A 22,414-nucleotide genomic window follows, 5' to 3' on the forward strand; every position below is an offset into this window, starting at 1 on the left:
GGTCTCGTGCGCGTTCTTCGTCATGCCCCCATGCTGGTCCGCCCGCGAGGCGACCGACAGCGCAGACGGGGACCCGAAACGATGGGATCCTGCCAGTCTGGCAGGATGGGGCCGTGCACCGCATCGCCGTCGTCGTCCAGCCGGGCATCCGCAGCTTCGACCTGGCCGTCATCACCGAGGTGTGGGGCCCGGACCGCAGCCGCCTCGGCGTCCCCCGCTTCGAACTGCGCCGGTGCGCCGTCGACACTGCTCCGATCCCGCTGCCCGGCGGGCTGACGCTGGCCCCCGACCGGGGGCTCGACTGGCTCGGCGCGGCCGACCTGGTCGTCGTACCGGCCCTGGCCGAGCCCGCCGATCCGACGCCCGAGCCGGTCCTCGCCGCCCTGCGGGAAGCGCACGCCCGGGGCGTGCCGGTCGCCGCGCTGTGCGCCGGGGCCTTCATCCTGGCCGAGGCGGGGCTGCTGGCCGGCCGCCGGGCGGTGACCCACTGGTCGCTGGCCCCGCAGCTCGCCGCCCGCCACCCCGCGGTGCTGGTCGAGGACGCCCCGCTGTACGTGGAGGACGGCGGTCTGTGGACCTCCGCCGGGGTGGCCTCCGGGATCGACCTCTGTCTGCACCTGGTACGGGAGGCGCACGGCGCGGAGGCCGCCGCCGCCATCGCCCGCTCCATGGTGACGGGCCCCTTCCGCACCGGGGAGCACGCCCAGTACCTGGACCGGCCCGTCCCGCCCGCGGACCGCACCGCCGAGGCCCTGTCCGCCGTACGGGAACGGGCCCTGCGCCACCTGCACGAGCCGCTGTCGGTCGCCACGCTGGCCGGATGGGCCGGCATGTCGCCGCGCTCCTTCGCCCGCCACTTCGCCGCCGCCACCGGCACCACGCCCCACCGGTGGCTGCTCGTCCGCCGCCTGGACGAGGCCCGCAGGCTGCTGGAGCTCACCGACCACCCGGTCCCGGAAGTGGCCCGGCGCGCGGGCTTCGCCAGCGAGGTCACCTTCCGCCAGCACTTCACCGCACACGTCGGCCTCGGTCCGCGGGCGTACCGTGCGGCCGCAATCACCGCACCGGCAGCGCCCAAATCCCGGCGACAGTGTTAGAAATGGCTCATGACCGGACGTTTGGGTCGACCCAGGGGATCGCCGCCCCGGCAGCCGACCGGGCGGGACCCGGGCCTGCTCTCGCGCCTGTCCCCGGGCACGCACAGCGTCGCCGGTCAGGTCTTCGCGCTCCAGGCCGTGATCGTGCTGCTGCTGATCGCCGCGGCCGCCCTGGCCCTCGTCCTCCAGGAGCGGTCCCACAGCGAGCAGGACGCCCGCCACCGCTCGCTCGCGGCCGCCGAGGCCTTCGCCCACGCCCCCGGCCTCCCGGCGGCGCTGGCGTCCCCCGATCCGACCGCCGTGCTGCAGCCCCTGGCCGATGCCGCGCGCCGTGCCTCCGGGGTCGACTTCATCGCCGTGATGAGCCGCGACGGGGTCCGCTACACCGACTCCCGGCCGGATCTGATCGGCCGGCGGGCCACCGGCGACCTGTCACGGGCCGTCGCCGGGCACTCCTTCACCGAGGTGTTCAAGGGCGCGCCCAGCGACGCGGTGCGCGCCGTGGTCCCCGTCCGGAATGCCGACGGGGCCGTGGTCGGCCTCGTCGGGACCGGGATCGAGGTGGCGAACGTGTCCGACGTGGTGGAGGGCCAGCTCCCGCTGCTCCTCGGCGCCGCCGCCGGCGCCCTGCTGCTCGGCACCGGCGGCGCGGCGCTGGTCAGCCGCCGGCTGCGGCGCCAGACGCGGGGCCTGGGCGAGGCGGAGATGGCCCGGATGAACGAGCACCACGAGGCGGTGCTGCACGCCGTCCGCGAGGGCGTCCTCATCATCAGCGCCGACCACCGGCTGCTGCTCGCCAACGACGAGGCCCGGCGACTGCTGAACCTGCCGCCCGACGCCGAGCAGCGGCCGGTCACCGAGCTGGGCCTCGACCCGCGCACCGCCGACCTGCTGGTGTCGGGGCGGGTCGCGACGGACGAGGTGCACCTGGCGGGCGACCGGCTCCTCGCGGTCAACGTACGCCCCACCAAGCCGTACGGGGGCCATCCCTCCGGCAGTGTCATGACCCTGCGCGACACCACCGAGCTCGCCTCGCTCTCCGGCCGCGCCGAGGTGGCCCGGGAGCGGCTGCAGCTGCTCTACGACGCCGGCGTGCGGATCGGGACCACCCTGGACGTGGTGCGCACCGCGGAGGAGCTCTCGGAGGTCGCCGTCCCCCGGTTCGCCGACTTCGTGACGGTGGAGCTGCTGGAGCCGGTGCTCCACGGCGAGGAGCCCTCCGCCGCCGGGGAGACGTACACCGAGATGCGCCGGGCCGCGATGAGCGGGGTGCGTACGGACCAGCCGCTGCAGCCCGTCGGCGACACCATCCGCTTCGACGTGCCGACCGCCCCGATGGCGGCGGCCCTGGACGCCGGGCATGCGGTCCTCGCGCCCGATCTGCACGCCGCGATGGGCTGGCGGGCCCAGGACGAGCCCGGCACCCGCGTGGCCCTCGGCTACGGACTGCACTCGCTGATCTCGGTGCCCCTCCAGGCCCGTGGAGTGGTGCTGGGCATGGCCAACTTCTGGCGGGCGGCCGACACCCCGGACGCCTTCGACGAGGAGGACCTGTCGTTCGCGGAGGAGCTCGGGGCGCGGGCGGCCGTCTGCATCGACAACGCCCGCCGCTTCACCCGCGAGCACGCGACGGCGGTGACCCTCCAGCGCAGCCTGCTGCCGCGGGTGCTGCCCGACCAGAGCGCCGTGGACGTGGCCTTCCGGTACCTGCCCGCCAAGGCGGGCGTGGGCGGGGACTGGTTCGACGTCATCCCCCTCGCCGGGGCCCGCGTGGCGCTGATCGTCGGCGACGTCGTCGGCCACGGGGTGCACGCGGCGGCGACCATGGGCCGGCTGCGGACCGCCGTGCACAACTTCTCCACGCTGGACATGCCGCCCGACGAGCTGCTGGGCCATCTGGACGAGCTGATCAGCCGGATCGACCAGAACGACGCCGCGCTCTCCAATGCGGCCGGCGACGGGGCGGAGGAGCCGGCCGGCATCACCGGGGCCACCTGCCTGTACGCGGTCTACGACCCGGTGTCCGGGCGGTGCACGATGGCCAGCGCCGGCCATCCGGGACCCGCGCTGGTCTGGCCCGACGGGCGGGTGGAGTTCCCGGAGCTGCCCGCGGGGCTGCCGCTCGGCGTGGGCGGCATGCCCTTCGAGGCCACCGAGCTGCGGCTGCCCGAGGCGAGCCGGCTGGTGCTGTTCACCGACGGCTTGCTGGAGGACCGCGACCGGGACTTCGACACCGGACTGGGGCTGCTCGCGCAGACGCTCGCGCGGACCGACCGGAGCCCGGACCAGGCGTGTTCGGACGTCCTGGCGGCGCTGCTGTTCCCCTCGCCGAGCGACGACATCGCCCTGCTGATCGCCGACACGCGCCGGCTGGAGTCCGACAGGATCGCCGAGTGGGAGGTGCCCGCGGACCCGGCCGCCGTCTCGCGCGTACGGGGAGCGAGTTCCGCGCAGCTCAGCGCGTGGGGGCTGGAGGACATCGCCTTCACCACGGAGCTCATCCTCAGCGAGCTCGTCACGAACGCCATCCGGTACGGGAGCGCCCCCATCCGGGTGCGGATGCTGCGTGACCGCACCCTGATCTGCGAGGTATCCGACAGCAGCAGCACCTCCCCGCACCTGCGCTACGCGGCCACCACCGACGAGGGCGGGCGCGGCCTGTTCCTGGTGGCCCAGTACGCCGACCGCTGGGGCACCCGCTACACCGAGCGGGGCAAGGTCATCTGGGCCGAGCTGCCGCTGACCGGCGGCAAGGAGCCCGCCGAGCCGGTGGTGGACCTGGAGAGCCTGGAGGACATGGCCTGGTGAGGCGGCCCGGTGCGCGCCCTCAAGGCCGCGCCGCCGTACGGGCCAGCAGCACCGCCACGTCGTCCTGGGGGGCGCCCTGGAGCAGCCGCGCCAGGATCCCGTCGCACAGGCGGTCCAGGTGCTGCCCGGGCTCCCGCAGGGCGACGGCGAGCAGTGCGAGGCCCTGGTCGAGGTCCCGGTCGCGGGCTTCGATGAGGCCGTCGGTGTAGAGGACGAGCATGCTGCCGGGGGGCAGGGCGACTTCCTCGGTACGGAAGTCGCGTCCGCCCGTGCCGAGCGGGGTGCCGGGCGGGCCGTCCAGGAAGGCGACCTCCCCGTCGGCCGTCACGACGGCCGGCGGCGGGTGGCCGGCGCGGGCGACGACGCAGCCGCCGGTGGCCGGGTCGTGGACGGCGTAGACGCAGGTCGCCATCTCGTCCTCGCCCAGGTCGGCGACGGCGGCGTCGAGCGAGCGCAACAGCTGCGTCGGGGTCACGTCGTGGCGGGCGAGGGTCCGTACGGCCGTGCGCAGCTGGCCCATGACGGCCGCGGCGTGGATGCCGTGGCCCATCACGTCCCCGATGACCAGACCGGTCCGTCCGCCCGGCAGCTGGATCACGTCGTACCAGTCCCCGCCGACGTCGTGGTCGCTGGCGGGCAGGTAGCGGCCGGTGAGTTCGAGGCCGGTGACCTCGGGCAGGGCGCTGTTGCTGAGGCTGCGCTGGAGGGTCAGGGCGGCGCGCCGCTGGTTGGTGTACATGCGGGCGTTGTCGATGTTGAGCGCCCCGCGGGAGACGACCTCGTCGAGGAGGACGCAGTCCTGCGCGTCGAACGGCTCGCGCGTGCCCAGCCGGGTGACGGTGACCGCGCCGAGGACGGTGCCGCGGGCGACGAGGGGGATCAGCCGGGCCGAGCCGAGGGTGGCCAGGTAGGCGCGCAGCGGTTCGGCCCGCGGATCGGTGACCAGTGCCGGGATGTCGGACACGTACAGGTTCATGGGCCGGCCCTCGGCGATCACCCGCTCGTACACCGACCCGGGGGGGATCCGCATGATCTGCCCGGGTGCGAGCCGGGCCGTGGGGGCGTCGGGGTCGGGGAAGCGGACGGCCAGCCGGCGCAGCACGCCCTGGTGCGAGGACGCGGCGTCGTCCGGTTCGAGGACGGCCTCCAGCAGGTGTACGTCGGCCGAGTCCGCGAGCTGCGGTACGAGGACGTCGACGATCTCATCGGCGGTCCGGGTCAGGTCCAGGGTGGTGCCGATCCGGGCGCCGGCCTCGGCGAGGACGGCGAAGCGCGCCTGGGCCCGCTCGGCCTCGACCTGTGCCTGCTGGGCTTCGGTGATGTCGATGAGGGAGGCGATCACTCCGAGCCGGCGGCCGGAGCCGTCGAGCAGCGGAGCGTAGGAGCAGGACCACGTGTGGTCCCGGTCGGGGTCGCTGGGCGTGCGGCCGGTGCGGCGGACGTCGAGGACGGCGGTGCCCCGGTCCAGCACCTGCTGCATCGTGGCCTCCAGTGCGACGGCGTTGACGCCGGGGACGACCTCGGTGAGCCGTTTGCCGAGGTGGGCGGCGGCCGTGACGCCGTTCATCCGGGCCAGCGCGTCGTTGACCCGCAGGAAGCGCAGGTCGGGGCCCAGGGTGGCGAGGCCGATCGGCGACTGCGTGAACAGGCTCTGGAGGGCGGCGAGGGAGTCCCGCATGCGCAGGACTTCGGAGGTCTCCACGGCGATGAGCAGGGCGCCCGTGCGCCCCTGCGGGTCGACGGCGGGGACGATCCACATCTCCATCGTGACGCGGTGGCCGTCGCGGTGGCGCACGGGCAGCGTCCCGACCACCGTTTCACCCGACTGGACGCGCCGGGTCAGGTCGTCGGCGAGGTCCCGGTTGGCGTCGGGGACCAGCACGGACGTCCCGGGCCGTCCGAGGATGTCCTCGGGGCGGTGCCCCAGCAGGTCCTGGGCGGCCAGCGACCATTCCACGATGCGGCCGTCGGCGTCCTCCCGCCACAGGGCGATGGGCAGCAGCTCGCGCAGGACACCGGCGTACCCGACAGCCGCGGCCGGCTGTTCCGGGACCTCGCTCGTCGACTGGTAAGTGTCCACCGCACCGACCTCACCCCGGGGGGCCTGATTTCCTACCGATTCACCCTAGCCGAGCCGCGGGAACGGGGCGCTGCGTCGGCTCGGCCGGCCCGGCCCCCGCCTTCCGGGCCCCGGGCGCGCAGCCGGCCGGGGGAGGACGGAGGTGACCCAGGCCAGGACGGCGTAGAGGATGAGGGCGGCCCACCATCCGCCGAGCCCGCAGCGGCCGGCCTGGACCAGCGCCGCGATCACGCCCGCGGCGAGCGTGGCGGCGGGGAGCAGCAGCCACCGCTCGGTGCCCGCGTACAGCAGGGCCGCGGCCGCGAGGGCGAACGCGGCGCCGACGACCAGGGTGCAGGTCCGGGGGGCGAGGCCGGGGGTGGTCAGGCCGCGCAGCTGCCACAGGGCGACCGGCGGTCCGGCCAGGAGCAGTACGTACGGGGCTCTGCGCGGCCCGGCGGGGGCGCCCCGGCGGTACGGGGCCGCCGCGAGGGCGGTCATCGCGTGGAGGCAGAGCGGGATGTGGGCGGGGAGGGAGGACCACCGGCCGGTGCTGAAGGCGACGCCGGTCCACATCAGCGCCACTGCGGTCAGGGCCGCCGCCGGGGCGAGGACGGCGCACAGGAGCGGCAGGCAGACCAGCGGTTTGAGCACCCCGAGCACCCCCTGCACGAGGCGGGCCCCGGCCTTGCCGGTGGGCTGGGGCGCCGGCCAGGCCAGCAGCCCGGCGCGCAGGACCGCCCGCCGCGGGTCCCGCGCCCGCAGCAGCAGCCCGACGTCCTCGGCGCCGACGGCCCGGAAGGAGTCCATCGCCGCGTCGAAGGCGGCCTGCGTCCTCAGCGGCGGCGGGTCGGGCGGCGGGTCGGGGGGCCTGTTCCCGCCGCGGAAGCCCCGGGCGTGCAGGGCGGCGATGAAGGGCAGTTCCTCGTCGAGGATCTCGTGCTGGCGGACGGCGGTGAGCACGCCCCGGACCCGGTCCCAGCGGGCCGCGCCCGGGTTCCCGGTGACGTCGGCCGCCCAGAGTGCGGTGAAGCGGGGGCCGGGCGCCAGTGCGGCCTCGATGTCCTGCCCGAGCGTGGCGAGGTCGCTGTCCTCCCCGAACGCGGCGGCGAGCCGTTCGTCGGAGGCGACGACGCCGACGAGGGATGCGGCGCCGTCGAGCCGGCCCCAGGTCCAGTCGCTCATGCGCCAGCGGGCACTCAGGGACGCGGCGAAGGTGTCGAGCCGGCCGCCGCTGAGCTTCGCCCTGACCAGCACCTCCGGGGAGGCGGGGGAAGCGCCTTGAAGCAGCGTCCGGGTGGCCCAGCCGGTGTGGGCCGCGGAGACGGTGTGGAAGCCGATGCCGGCGGTCTCGGCCAGCGGGTCCGGGCGCAGCGGGCCGAGCAGTACCTCGGCGAACGCCAGGGCGTCGGCCATCGGCGGGCCGGTGCCGGCGGCGGCCTGGTGGAGGGCTTCGAAGCCCTCGGTGCCGGGGGGCAGCCGGCCGCCGATCTCCTCGGCCAGGTCCGCCAGGCGCTCCCACAGCTCGCGGGAGCAGTCGGCCCCCTCCCCCGGGGCGCGGGCGGGGGCCGCGGGGGCCGGGCCGCCGGTGACCGCCTGCACGAGGCCCACCGCCCAGGCCTCCCATGAGGCGGCCGTCGCGCCGGACGGCGGCGGGTCGAAGGCGTCCAGCCATCGGCCCGCCGCCGCGTACGGAGCGGTGACGTCGGCGGGGAGGAGGCCGTGGAGCAGCGATGTCCGGTAGTCGGCCAGCAGCAGCCGGTCCCGTGCCGCGATCAGCGTGGCGATGGCGAAGCGGCAGGCGTTCAGCCGCTCGTGGAGCTCCGCCACCAGCTCGGCGTCCACCGGTGCGCCGCCCGATTCGTACGCCTGCACCCAGTCCATGAGCAGCTCCACGGTACGGGCCAGAGCGAGCGGGGAGTGCCCCGGGGCGGGCAGGGTGCCGGGCCCGACGGCCAGCTCTTCGCCCGCCGCGCGCAGCCGGGCGAAGAGGGACGCCGAGCCCTCGTCCGCTCTTTCGTCCAGCGCGTCCAGCGGCCCCGGTCCGGCGGGCAGCGGCAGCACGTCGGGGCCGGTCACCTCCGCCGGGTCGGCCAGCAGCCGGATCAGCCGGAGCGCCTCGGCCCCTCCGACCGTGCGGCGGTACGTGCCCAGCCGGGCCCACCCGGCGTCGTACAGGCCGGCAAGGGTCGGCGGCAGCACCGCGGCGACGGCCGGGCGCTGCCGGGCCGCGGCTTCGGCGGCCCGGAGTGCGAGCGCGTCGCCGCGCAGGGACTCCGCGCCGGCCTTCGCGGCCAGAGTCTTCGCCGCGGTGCGCACCAGCCGGGTGACCCGGCGGCTGCTGCCGGGTTCGGCGGGCGGCGGGAAGGGCGGCACGGGCTGCAGCAACAGCAGCCGGCGGTCGGCCCTGCGGGGCACCGGGGCCTCGGCGACGGCCCGCACCGCCCAGGCGACGGGGAGGGCGTCCGGCAACCCGCCGTCCATGAGCTCGACGCAGCCGTCCGGGTCCTCGTCCGGGTGGCCGGTCTCGCTGCTGACTCCGCGCATGTCCACGGGCAGCGGGTCGCGGACGGGCCGGGAGCCGTTGGCGACGTAGACCCGGCCCGGTTCGAAGACTCCCGGGAACGAGGAGGAGGTGCGTGCCGCGTAGGCCAGCCGGTCCAGGGCGGTTTCCCGGGCCGTACCCGTCGACTCGTGCGGGAAGTCGGTCAGGGCGCCGCGGTGCCGGAAACGGAACGTGGCGGTGGACCGCCCCACGGGCAGGGGCCCGCCGTGGGTGGGGTGCACCCGGTCCGGGCGCGGCCGCAGCCGGGTCGCGGTCAGGATCAGCCGCAGGGAGGCGGGCGGGCGCCACCCGGGCGGCGCTTCGTCGACGAGGGTGCCGAGTGCGCTGCGCAGTTCCCGGTAGAAGACCTCGTCGCCGCGCAGCAGCGACGCCGGTGCGTGGAAGGGCGTGGAGCGGCGCAGCAGGCCTTCGAGGTCGCCCAGGCGCAGCCAGAGGTCGCGCACGCCCCGGCCGAAGGGCATCCCGTACACGAGGTGGCAGGCCAGCAGCACCCCGTTGACGGCGCCGGCGCTGGTGCCGACGAGGACGTCGATGTCGACGTCCTCGTATCCGCAGGCCTTCAGCAGTCCCGGGTAGAGGGCTGCGTCCGGACCGGGTGCCCGGCCGGCCGCCGCCCGCAGCGCCGCGGTCTCGCAGCAGGCGCCGCCCGTCCAGGTGGCGAGGGTGACGCCGCCGCGCATCGCGAGGGCCAGGCGCAGTGCGGTGCTGCGCGGGGCCGGCCGGTCGTCGCTCATGCCTCCAGCTTGGGCCCGGGCCGGGCGGGTCGCACCCGGGCGGCGGCGCCGGGGCGGGGCGGCGGCCGGACGGCCGAAGTCCCGTACAGGCGGGGGAGGTTCGGGCCGGGAGGGCAGGAACGGGGCCGTCCCGGTCGGGTCGGCCCCGCGGGGTGCGGGCTACTGCCAGTCGTCCCAGGGCGGGTCCGTCTCGTCCGGGTCGAAGGGCGGCTCGTCCTCGTACGGAGCCGCCTGCCGGGGCAGGGGCGCGGCCTCGGAGGGCGCGGCTGCCGGCGCCGGGGAGCCGGGCGCGCCGGCCTCGGACAGCGCCTCCAGGATGCCCTCGGCGTATTTGGCGAGCTTGGCCTCGCCGACGCCGCTGATGGTGCCCAACTCCTCCACGTCGGCGGGCAGTCGGGTCGCGATTTCGCGCAGCGTCGCGTCGTGGAAGACGACGTACGCGGGTACGCCCTGCTCGCGGGCGGTCGCGGCCCGCCAGGCACGCAGGGCCTCGAACACGGGCAGGGCCGCCTCCGGCAGGTCGACCGGTACCCGCGGGCCCTTCCCGGAGCGCGAGCCGGACTCCTTGCGGGACGGGGTGGCGGCCGGCGCCTTCTCCCTGCGCATCGAGAGGGTCCGGCGGCCGCCGAGCACCTCGCCGCTGGCGTCCGTGAGCACCAGCGTCCCGTACTCGCCCTCGACCGCCAGCAGGCCGAGGGCGAGGAGCTGGCGCACGACGCCCCGCCATTCCGCGGTGCTCAGGTCCGCGCCGACGCCGAACACCGACAGCGCGTCGTGGTCGAACTGGATGACCTTGGCCGTTTTCTTTCCCTGCAGGATGTCGATGATCTGGCCGGCGCCGAACTTCTGCCGCCGCTCCCGGGCCAGCCGCCACACCGTGGACAGCAGTTTCTGCGCGGCGACCGTCCCGTCCCAGGACTCGGCGGGTGTCAGGCAGGTGTCGCAGTTCCCGCAGGGCTCGCCCTGCTGGCCGAAGTACGCCAGCAGCCGCACCCGGCGGCAGCCGACCGTCTCGCACAGGGCGAGCATCGCGTCCAGGTGCATGGCCAGCGAGCGCCGGTGCGTCTCGTCGCCCTCGGAGCCCTCGATCATCTTGCGCTGCTGGACCACGTCCTGCAGCCCGTACGCGAGCCACGCCGTGGCCGGTTCGCCGTCCCGGCCGGCCCGGCCGGTCTCCTGGTAGTAGCCCTCGACGGACTTCGGCAGGTCCAGGTGGGCCACGAAGCGGACGTCCGGCTTGTCGATGCCCATGCCGAAGGCGATCGTGGCCACCACCACGACCCCGTCCTCGCGCAGGAAGCGCGCCTGGTTCGCGGCGCGCGTGCGGGCGTCCATCCCCGCGTGGTAGGCCACCGCGTCGATGCCCTGCTCCGCCAGGAAGGCCGCAGTCTTCTCCACCGACGCGCGCGAGAGGCAGTAGACGACTCCGGCGTCCCCGTCGTGCTCGGTCCGGATCAGTTCCAGCAGCTGCTTGAGCGGGTTGTTCTTGGGGACGATCCGGTACTGGATGTTCGGCCGGTCGAAGCTGGCGACGAAGTGCCGGGCGTCCTGAAGGCCCAGCCGCGCCGCGATCTCACCGTGCGTCGCCTCGGTGGCCGTCGCGGTCAGTGCGATCCGCGGGACCTTCGGCCAGCGCTCGTGCAGCATCGACAGGGCGAGGTAGTCGGGGCGGAAGTCGTGGCCCCACTGCGCCACGCAGTGCGCCTCGTCGATCGCGAAGAGCGACACCGTCCCCCGGTCGAGCAGCCGCTGCGTACCCTCGGTGCGCAGCCGCTCGGGTGCCAGGTAGAGCAGGTCCAGCCGACCGTCGAGGAAGGCGTGCTCGACGGCGCGCCGCTCGTCCGGGTCCTGCGTGGAGTTGAGGAAACCGGCCCGCACGCCGAGCGCGGTGAGTGCGTCCACCTGGTCCTGCATGAGGGCGATCAGCGGCGAGATCACCACGCCCGTGCCCTCTCTGACCAGGGCCGGGATCTGGTAGCAGAGCGATTTGCCGCCGCCGGTCGGCATCAGCACCAGCGCGTCGCCGCCGGCCACGACATGGTCGATGACCTGCTGCTGCTCGCCGCGGAAGGAGTCGTACCCGAAGACGCGGTGGAGCACCTGGAGGGCATCGGGGGTCTCGGTGGACGCGTCCGGAAGGGTCATCCCAAAAGCCTAGCGGCCTCCCGGCACACCTCGTGCGCCTCGTACGCCTGCCCCGGGCCGAATACCGTCGGTCGGCTCGATAAACGCCACGCCGGACAAGATCACCGCATCGAGGTAAAACGAACGGCTCCAGGGTCGAATGGACGTATCGGCCATTACTGTTCCCCGTGATCTGGACCGATTCCCAGACATTCACCCCCCTTTTTCCTCTTTCAGCGGTGACGCACCCGTGTGCCGGTCGCCGCCCTTGCGAAGGAGAGCTCGCCCGATGACCGTTGACACCAGCCCGGAAGCCCAGCTGGAGCCCCCGCGGCAGTCCAGCCTGGGCACGGCGGCGGCCCGCAACCTTGCCACCACGACCAAGTCCGCCCCGCAGATGCAGGAGATCACCTCTCGCTGGCTGCTGCGGATGCTCCCCTGGGTGGAGACCAAGGGCGGCGCCTACCGGGTGAACCGCCGACTGAGCTACACCGTCGGTGACGGGGCCATCGAGTTCGTCCAGGACGGCGCCCACGTCCAGGTGATCCCCCGCGAGCTCGGCGAACTGGCCCTGCTGCGCGGCTTCGACGACGTCGAGGTGCTGTCCGCGATCGCCGGCCGGTGCGTCCAGCGCGACTTCCGGGCCGGCGAGGTGCTGGTCGAGCGCGGCAACCCCGCCGAGCACATCCACCTGATCGCCCACGGCCGGATCCGGCAGACCTCCGTCGGCAAGTACGGCGACGAGGTCACCGTCGCCGTACTCGCCGACGGCGACCGGTTCGGCGAGAACGCCCTGCTGGACGGCCAGGCCGGCTGGGACTACACCGCCACCGCCGAGACTCCCGGCACCCTGCTCACCCTGTCCCGTGCCGACTTCGACGCGGTGATGTCCTCGGCCCCGCACCTGCAGGACCACGTCCGGCAGTTCAGCTCGCTCCCCCACCAGCGGCAGAACCGCCACGGCGAGGCCGAGATCGCGATGTCGGCCGGCCACACCGGCGAGCCCGAGCTCCCCGGCACCTTCGTCGACTACGAGCTCAAGCCCCGTGAGTACGAGCTCTCCATCGCGCAGACCGTGCTGCGGATCCACACGAGGGTCGCCGACCTCTACAACGGGCCGATGAACCAGACCGAGGAGCAGCTCCGGCTCACCATCGAGGCGCTGCGCGAGCGCCAGGAGCACGAGCTGGTCAACAACCGGGAGTTCGGCCTGCTCCACAACGCCGCCTTCAAGCAGCGCATCCAGACCCACTCCGGCCCGCCCACCCCGGACGACCTCGACGAGCTCCTGTGCCGCCGCCGCGGCACCAAGCTGATGCTCGCGCACCCCAGGACGATCGCGGCGATCGGGCGCGAGTTCAACGCCCGCGGGCTCTACCCGGACCACGTCGACGTCGGCGGCCAGCAGGTCCCGGCCTGGCGCGGGGTCCCGATCCTGCCCTGCAACAAGATCCCCATCAGCAAGGAGAACACCAGCTCGATCCTCGCCATGCGCACCGGCGAGGACAACCAGGGCGTCATCGGCCTGCGCCAGACCGGCCTGCCGGAGGAGTACGAGCCGGGCCTGTCGGTGCGCTTCATGGGCATCGACGAGAGGTCGGTCATCTCCTACCTGGTCACCACCTACTACTCCGCCGCGATCCTGGTGCCCGACGCGCTCGGCGTGCTGGAGAACGTGCAGATCGCCCGCAGGCACGACTAGGGCCCGTCTTCGCGACCAGGCCCCGGGGGACCTGCCCGACGGCCATGACGGCCATGACGGCCCGGACCCGACCCGACCCGGGCCGACCGGGCATGCCGGGGCCCGGGACAGCCCACCCCTCTCACCAAGGAGCCACGGATGCCCGATCCCGGGCTTTCCCCTGTGCAATCGAGCCTGCCCGCCGCGGCCGCCCGCTTCGGTGCCCATGTCCTCGCCGCCGCCCAGGCCCACGCCCTGGACGGGGGCTCCGCCGCCGGGGGCGCCGTCGCCGCGGGCGCCGCCCCCGTCCGGTCCGCCCTGCCGACCGCGCCCGTCCTGCCCTTCGGTACCGCACCCGGGGAGGGCGCCGCAGAGGTGCGGCGGGCGAGCCCGGCCCTGGAGCGGATCCTGCGCGGGCCCAGCGGTCTGGGCACGGCCGGACTCCACTTCGCCCGGCCCGAGGCGCCGCCGGCCCCCGCGGGCCCGGCGGGGGACCCGGCTGCGGGCCGGCCCATCCCGGGCCTCTACCACCATCCGGTGCCGGAGCCTGACCCGGTGCGGGTGGAGGAGGTCAGCCGCCGGATCAAGCGGTGGGCGGTGGACGAGGTCCAGGCGTACCCCCCGGAGTGGGAGGACCAGTTCGACGGCTTCTCCGTGGGTCGCTACATGGTCGCCTGCCATCCGGACGCCCCGACCGTCGACCACCTGATGATCGCCACCCGGCTGATGGTCGCCGAGAACGTGGTGGACGACATCTACTGCGAGGACCACGGCGGCTCGCCCGTCGGGCTTGGCGGAAGGCTTCTGCTGGCGCACACGGCCCTCGACCCCGTCCACACGACGCAGGAGTACGCACCGGCGTGGGCGGAGTCGCTCCACTCGGACGCGCCGCGACGCTCCTACCGCTCCGCGATGGAGTACTTCGTCCGGGCGGCCACCCCCTCCCAGGCCGACCGGTTCCGGCACGACATGGCCCGGCTGCACATGGGGTACCTCGCCGAAGCCGCCTGGGCCGAGACCGAGTACGTCCCGGAGGTGTCCGAATACCTGGCGATGCGCCAGTTCAACAACTTCCGGCCCTGCCCCACCATCACCGACACCGTCGGCGGCTACGAACTCCCCGCGGACCTGCACGCGCAGCCGGCCATGCAGCGGGTCATCGCGCTCGCGGGGAACGCCACCACCATCGCCAACGACCTGTACTCGTACACCAAGGAACTCGACGCCCGCGGCAAGCACCTGAACCTGCCCGTGGTGATCGCCGAACGCGAGGGCCTGTCCGACAGGGACGCCTACCTCAAGGCGATCGAGGTCCACAACGACCTCATGCACACCTTCGAGGCCGAGGCCGCACAACTGGCCGCCGCCTGCCCGGTACCGGCCGTGCTGCGCTTCCTGAAGGGCGTGGCCGTGTGGGTCGACGGCAACCACTACTGGCACATGAGCAACACCTACCGCTACAGCCTGCCCGATTTCTGGTAAGGATGGGACTTATCCGTGACTAGCACCGATCTCACCGCCGACACCGCCTCCCCGGTCGACACCTCCCTGTTCATCCCCGGCCCGGCGACGCCCTACCAGGGCGACATCGCCCGCTACTGGAACAACGAGGCCAGGCCCGTGAACCTGCGCCTCGGTGACGTCGACGGCCTTTACCACCACCACTACGGCATCGGCGACATCGACCACGCCGCCCTCGGCGACACCGCGGACAGCGCATACGAGAAGAAGCTGATCGCCGAACTGCACCGGCTGGAGTCGGCGCAGGCCGAGCTCCTCCTCGACCACCTCGGCCCCATCGGGCGCGACGACACGCTCGTGGACGCCGGCTGCGGCCGCGGCGGCTCGATGGTCATGGCCCACCAGCGCTTCGGCTGCAAGGTCGAGGGCGTCACCCTCTCGGCCAAGCAGGCCGACTTCGCCAACCAGCGCGCCCGCGAACTCGGCATCGAGGACCACGTACGCGCCCGGGTCTGCAACATGCTGAACACGCCGTTCGAGACCGGGCAGGCCGCGGCCTCCTGGAACAACGAGTCGAGCATGTACGTCGACCTGCACGACCTCTTCGCCGAGCACTCCCGGGTCCTCGCGGTCGGCGGCCGGTACGTGACCATCACCGGCTGCTGGAACCCGCGTTACGGCCAGCCCTCGAAGTGGGTCTCCCAGATCAACGCGCACTTCGAGTGCAACATCCACTCCCGCCGGGAGTACCTGCGCGCCATGGCCGACAACCGCCTCGTACCGCAGGCCGTCGTCGACCTGACTCCGGCGACCCTGCCCTACTGGGAGCTGCGGGCCACCTCCTCCCTGGTCACCGGCATCGAGGAGGCCTTCATCAACTCCTACAAGGACGGGTCCTTCCAGTACGTCCTGATCGCGGCCGACCGCGTCTGAGAGACCGCCGCCGACCCGCAGGGGCCGGGCCCGTCACCCGACGGTCCCGGCCCCTGCGCGGTTCAGGCTCCCGGTCGGGATGCGTCAGGCCACCGCCGTCTCGAAGGCCGCGTACGCCTTCTCGTCGAAGAGGACGAAGCGGACCTCCTCGACGCCGGTGTCGCAGGCGCGGACCGTTTCGACGGCGATCCGCGCACCGTCCTCCGTCGGCCAGCCGTAGATTCCGGTGGAGATCGCCGGGAAGGCCACCGTACGGGCGCCGAGCTCGTCGGCGACGCGCAGGGACTCGCGGTAGCAGGAGGCCAGGAGCGCGGAGCGGTCCTCGGTGGCGGACCAGACCGGGCCGACCGTGTGGATCACCCACCGGGCCGGGAGCCGGCCCGCCGTCGTGGCCACCGCCTGGCCGGTGGGCAGGCCCTTGCCGTAGTGGGAGGCGCGCAGCGCCCGGCAGGCCTCCAGGATCTCCGGGCCGCCGCGCCGGTGGATGGCGCCGTCGACGCCTCCGCCGCCGAGCAGCGAGGAGTTCGCGGCGTTGACGAGGGCGTCGGCGTGCTCGGCGGTGATGTCGCCGCGGACGAGGGTGATCCGGACCATCAGCCGGCCTTTCGCAGTTGGCGCCACACGGCTTTGGCCGCGTTGTGGCCCGACATGCCGTGCACGCCCGGGCCGGGCGGGGTGGCGGAGGAGCAGAGGAAGACGGCGGGGTGGGCGGTGGTGTAGGGGAACAGGGAGAGCCGTGGGCGCAGCAGCAGCTGGAGCCCCGAGGCGGCGCCGCAGGCGATGTCCCCGCCGACGTAGTTGGGGTTGCGGGCGGCGAGCTGCGGCGGGCCGGCGGTGGCGCGCGCCAGCACCAGGTCGCGGAAGCCCGGGGCGAAGCGCTCCAGTTGGCGCTCCACGGCTTCGGTGAGGTCGCCGTCCCAGCCCGCGGGGACGTGCCCGTACGCCCAGAACACGTGCTTGCCCTCGGGTGCCCGGCTCGGGTCGGTCAGGCTGGGCTGGGCGGTGATGAGGAACGGGTTGCGCGGGGGCCGCCCGCCGGAGGCCAGTTGCAGGGCGGCGTCGATGTCCCGGGCCCGCGGGCCGATCTGGACGGTGCCGGCGCGGCGGGGCGCCTCGGCGGTCCACGGCACCGGGCCCGACAAGGCGTAGTCGATCTTGAAGGCGGCGGCGCCGTACCGGTAGTGGTCGTAGACGTGGCCCAGACGGGCGATCCGGGCCAGCGCGGTCGGCGAGGTGTCGAAGACGTACGCGCGGGCCGGCGGCAGGTCGTCGAGGCGTTTGACCTCGAACCCGGTGTGCACGGTGCCGCCCAGGTCGCGCAGGTACGCGGCGAGCGCATCGGACACGGACTGCGAGCCGCCGCGCGCCATCGGCCAGCCGCCCGCGTGCGCGGCGAGGGCGAAGACCAGGCCGACGGCGCCGGTGGCGATCCCGCCCAGCGGGGCGATGACGTGCGCGACGAGCCCGGCGAACAGGGCCCGCGCCGGCTCGTCCCGGAAGCGGCGCATCAGCCAGGTGGACGGCGGCAGCCCGGCGAGTCCGAAGCGGGCCAGGGTGACCGGGTCGCGGGGCAGGGCCGTCGACGGCAGGGACATGAAGTCCCGGGCCAGGGTGTCCCACTTGCCGAGGAACGGCTGCACCAGCCGCCGGTAGGTGCCCGCGTCGTGCGGCCCCAGGGAGGCCGCCGTCTCGGCGACGGACCGCGAGAGCACCGCGGCCGTGCCGTCGTCGAAGGGGTGCGCCATGGCCAGCGGGGCATGCAGCCACTCCAGCCCGTACCGCTTCAGCGGCATGGTGGCGAACACCGGGGAGCCCGCTCCGAGCGGGTGGACCGCCGAGCAGGGGTCGTGCCGGAAGCCCGGGAGGGTGAGCTCCTCCGTCCGGGCCCCGCCGCCGACGGCCCCGGCGGCTTCGAAGACGGCCACGGAGAAACCGCGCCGGGCCAGTTCGACGGCGGCGGTCAGCCCGTTCGGCCCCGCCCCCACCACGACCGCATCGAGAATCGACGGCACTTGCGACTCCTTCGTACGGCGGCGACGGCGGCGGCTCTGTTCCAGGATATGGGTCTATCCGCGCAGCAGGTCGCGGATGCGGTGCGCGGTGGGCTCGTCGCGGCCCACGGCGAACGGCAGCTCGTTGTCCCGGTCCACCCGGAAGGGCACCCCGGCGACGGTGCTCTGCGCGCCGCCCGCCTCGGCGACCAGCAGCAGACCGGCCGCGTGGTCCCAGGCCGAGGGCCAGGTGAAGGCGAGGCCGTCCATCTCGCCGCGGGCCACCTTCAGGTACTCCAGGCCCGCCGAGCCGCAGGGCCGGGCCGCGACGCCGGGCACGTCCAGCCGGGCCAGGATCCGCTTGTGCTCGTCGGAGGTGTAGAGCGGGTGGGCCATGGCGACCCGCAGTTCGCTGCCCGGATCCGGCGAACCGCTCCGGATCCGCTCGCCGTTGACGTACGCACCCTGCCCGCGCACCGCCGTCGCCAGCTCGTCCAGCGCCGGGGCGAAGGTCCAGGAGGCGAGGATCTCCCCCCGCTGGACGAGGGCGACCAGGGTGCAGAAGGCGGGGTCGCCTGCCACGAACTGCCGCGTGCCGTCGACCGGGTCCACGATCCAGACCGGGGCCTCGTCCCGCAGCGCGCCGTACACCGTCGGGTCGGCGTGCACGGCCTCCTCGCCGACGACGGCGGAGCCGGGCAGCAGCCGGGTCAGCGAGGCCGCCAGGTGCTCCTCGGCCTTGCGGTCGGCGACGGTGACCAGGTCGTGCGGGCCGCTCTTCTGGTCCACCTCGTGCTCGGCGAGCTGCCGGAATCTCGGCATGATCTCGACCGCCGCCGCCTTGCGGACGGCTTCTTCCACCGCGGACAGGTCATGGGCCAGGAACTGTTCGATCATGTCTCCATCACACCACGCCCGGCTGACAATCCCCACCCGCGGTCCCGGCGGACGGGCGCACACCAGGTGGCCCCCGGGTGAACCGGCCGCGGATCCCCGTGTCACCCGGGCGGCTGCGCGGACGGCTGGTCCCGGCGGGTGAGGACCGTGTACAGCAGCAGGGACGAGGCCAGGCCCACCGCCCAGCCGTAGTCGGCGAGGGGCCGCAGGAAGGGGATCAGCCCGTCCTGGGGGAAGGGTCCCTGGCCGGGAGCCGAGTGGGAGCCGCCGATGGCCAGGACCCCGCCGACCAGGAAGGCGGCCAGGGCCCGCGGGTTCCAGCCGCCGCTGTACCAGTACGGGCCCGAGTCGCGGTAGAGGTCGGGCAGCGAGAGGCGGGTGCGCCGCACGATCCAGTAGTCGGCGATGAGGATGCCGGCCACCGTGCCGAGGAGGCCGCCGACCAGGCCGAGCCAGGTGAAGATGTAGAGCTCGGGGGTGGAGGTCAGCTTCCACGGCATGATCAGCACGCCCACCACGCCCGTGATCAGCGCCCCCCTGCGGAAGTTGATCAGGCGCGGCGCCAGGTTGGCGAGGTCGTAGGCCGGCGAGACGACGTTCGCCGCGATGTTCACCGAGATCGTCGCGATCAGCACCGTCACCAGGGCGAACAGCAGCCCGAAGACGTTGTCCGTCTTGGAGACCAGCACCACGGGGTCCCAGATCGGGGTGCCGTATACCGCCTCGGAGCCGGAGGTGACGAACACCGACAGCAGGGCGAAGAGGGTCATCGTCGTCGGCAGCCCCAGCGTCTGCCCGATGATCTGGGAGCGCTGCCCGGCGCCGAAGCGGGTGAAGTCGGGGATGTTGAGCGAGAGGGTGGACCAGAAGGCGATCATTCCCATGAGCGAGGGGAAGAAGACCGGCCAGAACTCCGCGCCCCAGCCGAGCCGGGAGGGCTGGTCGAGCAGGTTGCCGAAGCCGCCCGCCTTGATGCCGATCCACACCAGGAGGACCAGGGCCCCGACGATGACGAAGGGCGCGGCCCAGTTCTCGAAGCGCCGCAGCGTGTCCATCCCCCGGTAGATGATGGCCAGTTCGAGCGCCCAGAAGAGGATGAAGCACAGCCACAGCGTCCAGGGCTGCCCGCCGATCCGCTCCGCGTCCGCCCAGCCGCCGAAGATCTTCCCGAGCAGGACGAAGATCCCGGAGCCGCCGATCCAGGTCTGGATCCCGAACCAGCAGCAGGCCACGGCCGCCCGGATCATCGCGGCCAGGTTGGCCCCGCGCACCCCGAACGAGGCCCGCGCCAGGACCGGGAAGGGAATGCCGTACTTGGGGCCGGCGTGGCCGGTGAGCAGCATCGGCACCAGCACGATCAGGTTGGCCAGGGCGATGGTGAAGACGGCCTGCTTCCAGTCCATGCCCAGGGCCACCAGGCCCGAGGCGAGCATCCAGGAGGGGATGTTGTGCGCCATGCCGACCCACAGGGCCGCGAAGTTGTACGTCGTCCAGCGCCTGGCCCCCACCGGCACGGGCAGCAGGTCGGTGTTGGCGAAGCGGCCGTCGGACGGGATGTCGCCGGGGGCGAGTTCCACGCGGTCGTCGGCGGTGCCGGTCGGGTGGTACGGCATGAGCGCGCGTCCCTTCGGGTCAGGAGGTGTGCGTCAGGCTCTGAACACCGGGATGACGTGCTGTCCGTACGCCTCGATCACGGACTCCCGCGCGTCGTGCATGGCGTAGACGGCGAACTGGTCGACGCCCAGTTCGCGCAGGGCCTCCAGCTTCCGGACGTGCGCCTCGGGCGGTCCCAGCAGGCAGAAGCGGTCGACGATCTCGTCCGGGACGAAGTCCGTGGACGGGTTCCCGGCGCGGCCGTGGTGGCTGTAGTCGTAGCCCTGGCGGGCCTTGATGTACTCGGTGAGCTCGTCCGGGACCATGCCGGAGTGCTCTCCGTAGCGGCCGACGAGGTCGGCCACGTGGTTGCCGACCATGCCGCCGAACCAGCGGCACTGGTCGCGGGCGTGGGCGAGGTCGTCGCCGACGTACGCGGGTGCCGCGACGCAGATGGTGATCGCGTCCGGGTCCCGGCCGGCCGCGGCGGCGGCGTCGCGGACCGCCTTGACCATCCATTCGGTGAGGTAGGGGTCGGCGAGCTGGAGGATGAAGCCGTCGGCCTTCTGGCCGGCCAAGGCCAGGGCCTTCGGCCCGTACGCGGCCATCCAGACGGGGAGTGAGCCCTCCCGCACCCAGGGGAGGCGGACCGGAGCGCCGTCGACCTCGGCCTCGCGGCCCTCGGCGAGGTCCCGGATGGCCTCGATGGCCTCCCCGAGCCGGGCGAGGGTGTTCGGCTTGCGTCCGGCGACGCGCATCGCGGAGTCCCCGCGGCCGATCCCGCAGACCGTGCGGTTGCCGAACATGTCGTTGAGGGTGGCGAAGGTGGAGGCGGTGACCTCCCAGGTGCGGGTGCCGGGATTGGTGACCATCGGGCCGACGCGCATCAGCCGGGTGTGCTCCAGGATCTGGCTGTAGATGACGAAGGGCTCCTGCCACAGCACGGCGGAGTCGAAGGTCCAGCCGTAGCGGAAGCCGTTGCGCTCGGCGCGCCGCATCAGGCTGACGACCTGGGAGGCCGGCGGGTCGGTTTGCAGGACGAGTCCGAAGTCCAAGGGACCACAGCTCCTTAGAGGTACTGGCAGGTGGAGCGGGGGATGTACGCGCCGTGGCCGGCCCGGCCCGTGTACGTGCGCCGGTCGATGACGAGTTCGCCGCGCGAGAGCACGGTGTCGACGCGTCCGGTGATCCGCTTGCCCTCGTACGCCGAGTAGTCCACGTTCATGTGGTGCGTCTCGGCGGAGATGACCTGCTCGGCGTGCGGATCGTAGAGGACGATGTCGGCGTCGGAGCCGGGCGCGATGGTGCCCTTCTGGGGGTAGAGGCCGAACATCCGGGCCGGTGTCGCGCAGGCGATCTCGATCCAGCGGCGACGGGTGATGTGCCCGTCCAGGACGGCCTGGTGCAACAGGTCCATCCGGTTCTCGACGCCCGGGAGCCCGTTGGGGATCTTGGAGAAGTCATCGCGGCCGAGCTCCTTCTGGCCCTTGAAGCAGAAGGGGCAGTGGTCGGTGGAGACCACCTGGAGGTCGTCGGTGCGCAGCCCCCGCCACAGCGCCGCCTGGTGCTCGCGCGGCCTGAGCGGGGTGGAGCAGACGTACTTGGCGCCCTGGAAGTCGGGCTCCGCGAGGTTGTCGGTGGACAGGAAGAGGTACTGCGGGCAGGTCTCCCCGAAGACGGGCAGGCCCTTGTCGCGGGCGGCGGCCAGCTCGGCCACCGCCTCCTCGGCGGAGACGTGGACGACGTACAGCGGGGAGCCGGCCACCCGGGCGAGCTGGATCGCCCGGTGGGTGGCCTCGGCCTCCAGCAGCACCTTGCGGACCTCGCCGTGGTGGCGGGGGTCGGTCTCCCCGCGGGCCAGGGCCTGTTCGACGAGGACGTCGATCGCGATGCCGTTCTCGGCGTGCATCATGATCAGCCCGCCGTTGCCGGAGGCCCGCTGCATGGCCCGCAGGATCTGTCCGTCGTCGCTGTAGAAGACGCCGGGGTAGGCCATGAAGAGCTTGAAGGAGGTGACGCCCTCCCCGATCAGGCGGTCCATCTCCTTCAGAGTCCCCTCGTTGACGTCCGAGAGGATCATGTGGAAGGCGTAGTCGACGGCGCACTTGCCGTCGGCCTTGTCGTACCAGGTGTCGAGCCCCTCGCGCAGGGTGCGGCCCACGCTCTGCACGGCGAAGTCGACGATGGTGGTGGTGCCTCCCCAGGCGGCGGCCCGGGTCCCGGTCTCGAAGGTGTCCGAGGCGGCGGTCCCGCCGAACGGGAGCTCCATGTGGGTGTGGGCGTCGACCCCGCCGGGGATGACGTACTTCCCGCTCGCGTCGATCGTCCGGTCGGCCGTCCAGGCTTCGGCGGCCGCCGAGCCGTGTGCCGCGAGGGCCGCCACCCGGCCGTCCTCGATCAGCACGTCGGCGTGGAGTTCGTCGGCGGCGGTCAGGACGAGGCCGCCGCGGATCAGGGTGCGGGTGCTCAT

At 73.7% G+C, this 22,414-nt stretch carries 14 protein-coding genes; 5 read left to right on the top strand and 9 right to left on the bottom strand.

The annotated features are described in order from the left end of the window. The first annotated feature begins 113 nt into the window (after window positions 1-113). Together ABZ128_RS06350 and ABZ128_RS06355 are read left to right on the top strand one after the other, a co-directional pair. Entirely contained in the window at window positions 114-1,097 is a 984-nt protein-coding gene (locus tag ABZ128_RS06350; protein WP_356846351.1) for a helix-turn-helix domain-containing protein, read from the top strand. Between the two features lie 9 nt (window positions 1,098-1,106). After that, complete coding sequence (locus tag ABZ128_RS06355; RefSeq protein ID WP_356846352.1) at window positions 1,107-3,905, top strand: SpoIIE family protein phosphatase; 2,799 nt, start codon at window positions 1,107-1,109, stop codon at window positions 3,903-3,905. A gap of 19 nt (window positions 3,906-3,924) precedes the next feature. On the opposite strand, the gene ABZ128_RS06360 is transcribed toward ABZ128_RS06355, so the two are convergent. From ABZ128_RS06360 to recQ, 3 genes are all read right to left on the bottom strand, one after another. Continuing rightward, complete coding sequence (locus ABZ128_RS06360) at window positions 3,925-5,985, bottom strand: SpoIIE family protein phosphatase (RefSeq protein ID WP_356846353.1); 2,061 nt, start codon at window positions 5,983-5,985, stop codon at window positions 3,925-3,927. 45 nt (window positions 5,986-6,030) lie between these two features. Then, window positions 6,031-9,264 carry a DUF3376 domain-containing protein gene (locus tag ABZ128_RS06365; protein ID WP_356846354.1) on the bottom strand — a complete coding sequence of 1,078 codons (3,234 nt, stop codon included), beginning with the start codon at window positions 9,262-9,264 and terminating at the stop codon, window positions 6,031-6,033. Window positions 9,265-9,423: 159 nt separating this feature from the next. Next, window positions 9,424-11,409, bottom strand: a complete 1,986-nt coding sequence (gene recQ, locus ABZ128_RS06370; RefSeq protein WP_356846355.1) for a DNA helicase RecQ — start codon at window positions 11,407-11,409, stop codon at window positions 9,424-9,426. A gap of 268 nt (window positions 11,410-11,677) precedes the next feature. Here recQ and ABZ128_RS06375 point away from each other — a divergent pair, with 268 nt between their 5' ends. The 3 genes from ABZ128_RS06375 to ABZ128_RS06385 all read left to right on the top strand — a co-directional run bounded on the left by ABZ128_RS06375 (window position 11,678) and on the right by ABZ128_RS06385 (window position 15,463). Next, the gene (locus ABZ128_RS06375) at window positions 11,678-13,090 is read left to right on the top strand and encodes a family 2B encapsulin nanocompartment shell protein (protein WP_356846356.1); all 1,413 of its coding nucleotides are present in this window, start codon (window positions 11,678-11,680) and stop codon (window positions 13,088-13,090) included. A gap of 138 nt (window positions 13,091-13,228) precedes the next feature. After that, the gene (locus tag ABZ128_RS06380) at window positions 13,229-14,551 is read left to right on the top strand and encodes a family 2 encapsulin nanocompartment cargo protein terpene cyclase (protein ID WP_356846357.1); all 1,323 of its coding nucleotides are present in this window, start codon (window positions 13,229-13,231) and stop codon (window positions 14,549-14,551) included. 15 nt (window positions 14,552-14,566) lie between these two features. Beyond that, the gene (locus ABZ128_RS06385) at window positions 14,567-15,463 is read left to right on the top strand and encodes a geranyl diphosphate 2-C-methyltransferase (protein ID WP_356846358.1); all 897 of its coding nucleotides are present in this window, start codon (window positions 14,567-14,569) and stop codon (window positions 15,461-15,463) included. A gap of 84 nt (window positions 15,464-15,547) precedes the next feature. Here ABZ128_RS06385 and ABZ128_RS06390 read toward each other — a convergent pair whose 3' ends face one another. The 6 genes from ABZ128_RS06390 to hydA form a co-directional block, all read right to left on the bottom strand. Then, the gene (locus ABZ128_RS06390; RefSeq protein ID WP_356846359.1) at window positions 15,548-16,057 is read right to left on the bottom strand and encodes an O-acetyl-ADP-ribose deacetylase; all 510 of its coding nucleotides are present in this window, start codon (window positions 16,055-16,057) and stop codon (window positions 15,548-15,550) included. Then, the gene (locus ABZ128_RS06395; protein WP_356846360.1) at window positions 16,057-17,475 is read right to left on the bottom strand and encodes an NAD(P)/FAD-dependent oxidoreductase; all 1,419 of its coding nucleotides are present in this window, start codon (window positions 17,473-17,475) and stop codon (window positions 16,057-16,059) included. The genes ABZ128_RS06390 and ABZ128_RS06395 overlap by 1 nt, the downstream gene beginning before the upstream one ends. A 54-nt stretch (window positions 17,476-17,529) precedes the next feature. Then, the gene (locus ABZ128_RS06400) at window positions 17,530-18,351 is read right to left on the bottom strand and encodes an inositol monophosphatase (RefSeq protein ID WP_356846361.1); all 822 of its coding nucleotides are present in this window, start codon (window positions 18,349-18,351) and stop codon (window positions 17,530-17,532) included. 101 nt (window positions 18,352-18,452) lie between these two features. Then, window positions 18,453-19,964 (bottom strand): NCS1 family nucleobase:cation symporter-1, encoded by a 1,512-nt coding sequence (locus ABZ128_RS06405; RefSeq protein WP_356846362.1) that lies wholly within the window; start codon window positions 19,962-19,964, stop codon window positions 18,453-18,455. A gap of 33 nt (window positions 19,965-19,997) precedes the next feature. Further along, window positions 19,998-20,999: a TIGR03842 family LLM class F420-dependent oxidoreductase gene (locus ABZ128_RS06410; protein WP_356846363.1), complete on the bottom strand. Its 1,002-nt coding sequence runs from the start codon at window positions 20,997-20,999 to the stop codon at window positions 19,998-20,000. 14 nt (window positions 21,000-21,013) lie between these two features. Beyond that, window positions 21,014-22,414: a dihydropyrimidinase gene (hydA, locus tag ABZ128_RS06415; RefSeq protein WP_356846364.1), complete on the bottom strand. Its 1,401-nt coding sequence runs from the start codon at window positions 22,412-22,414 to the stop codon at window positions 21,014-21,016.

It is taken from the genome of Streptomyces sp. NPDC006326, assembly GCF_040612915.1.
In the GTDB taxonomy this organism is placed as follows: domain Bacteria; phylum Actinomycetota; class Actinomycetes; order Streptomycetales; family Streptomycetaceae; genus Streptomyces.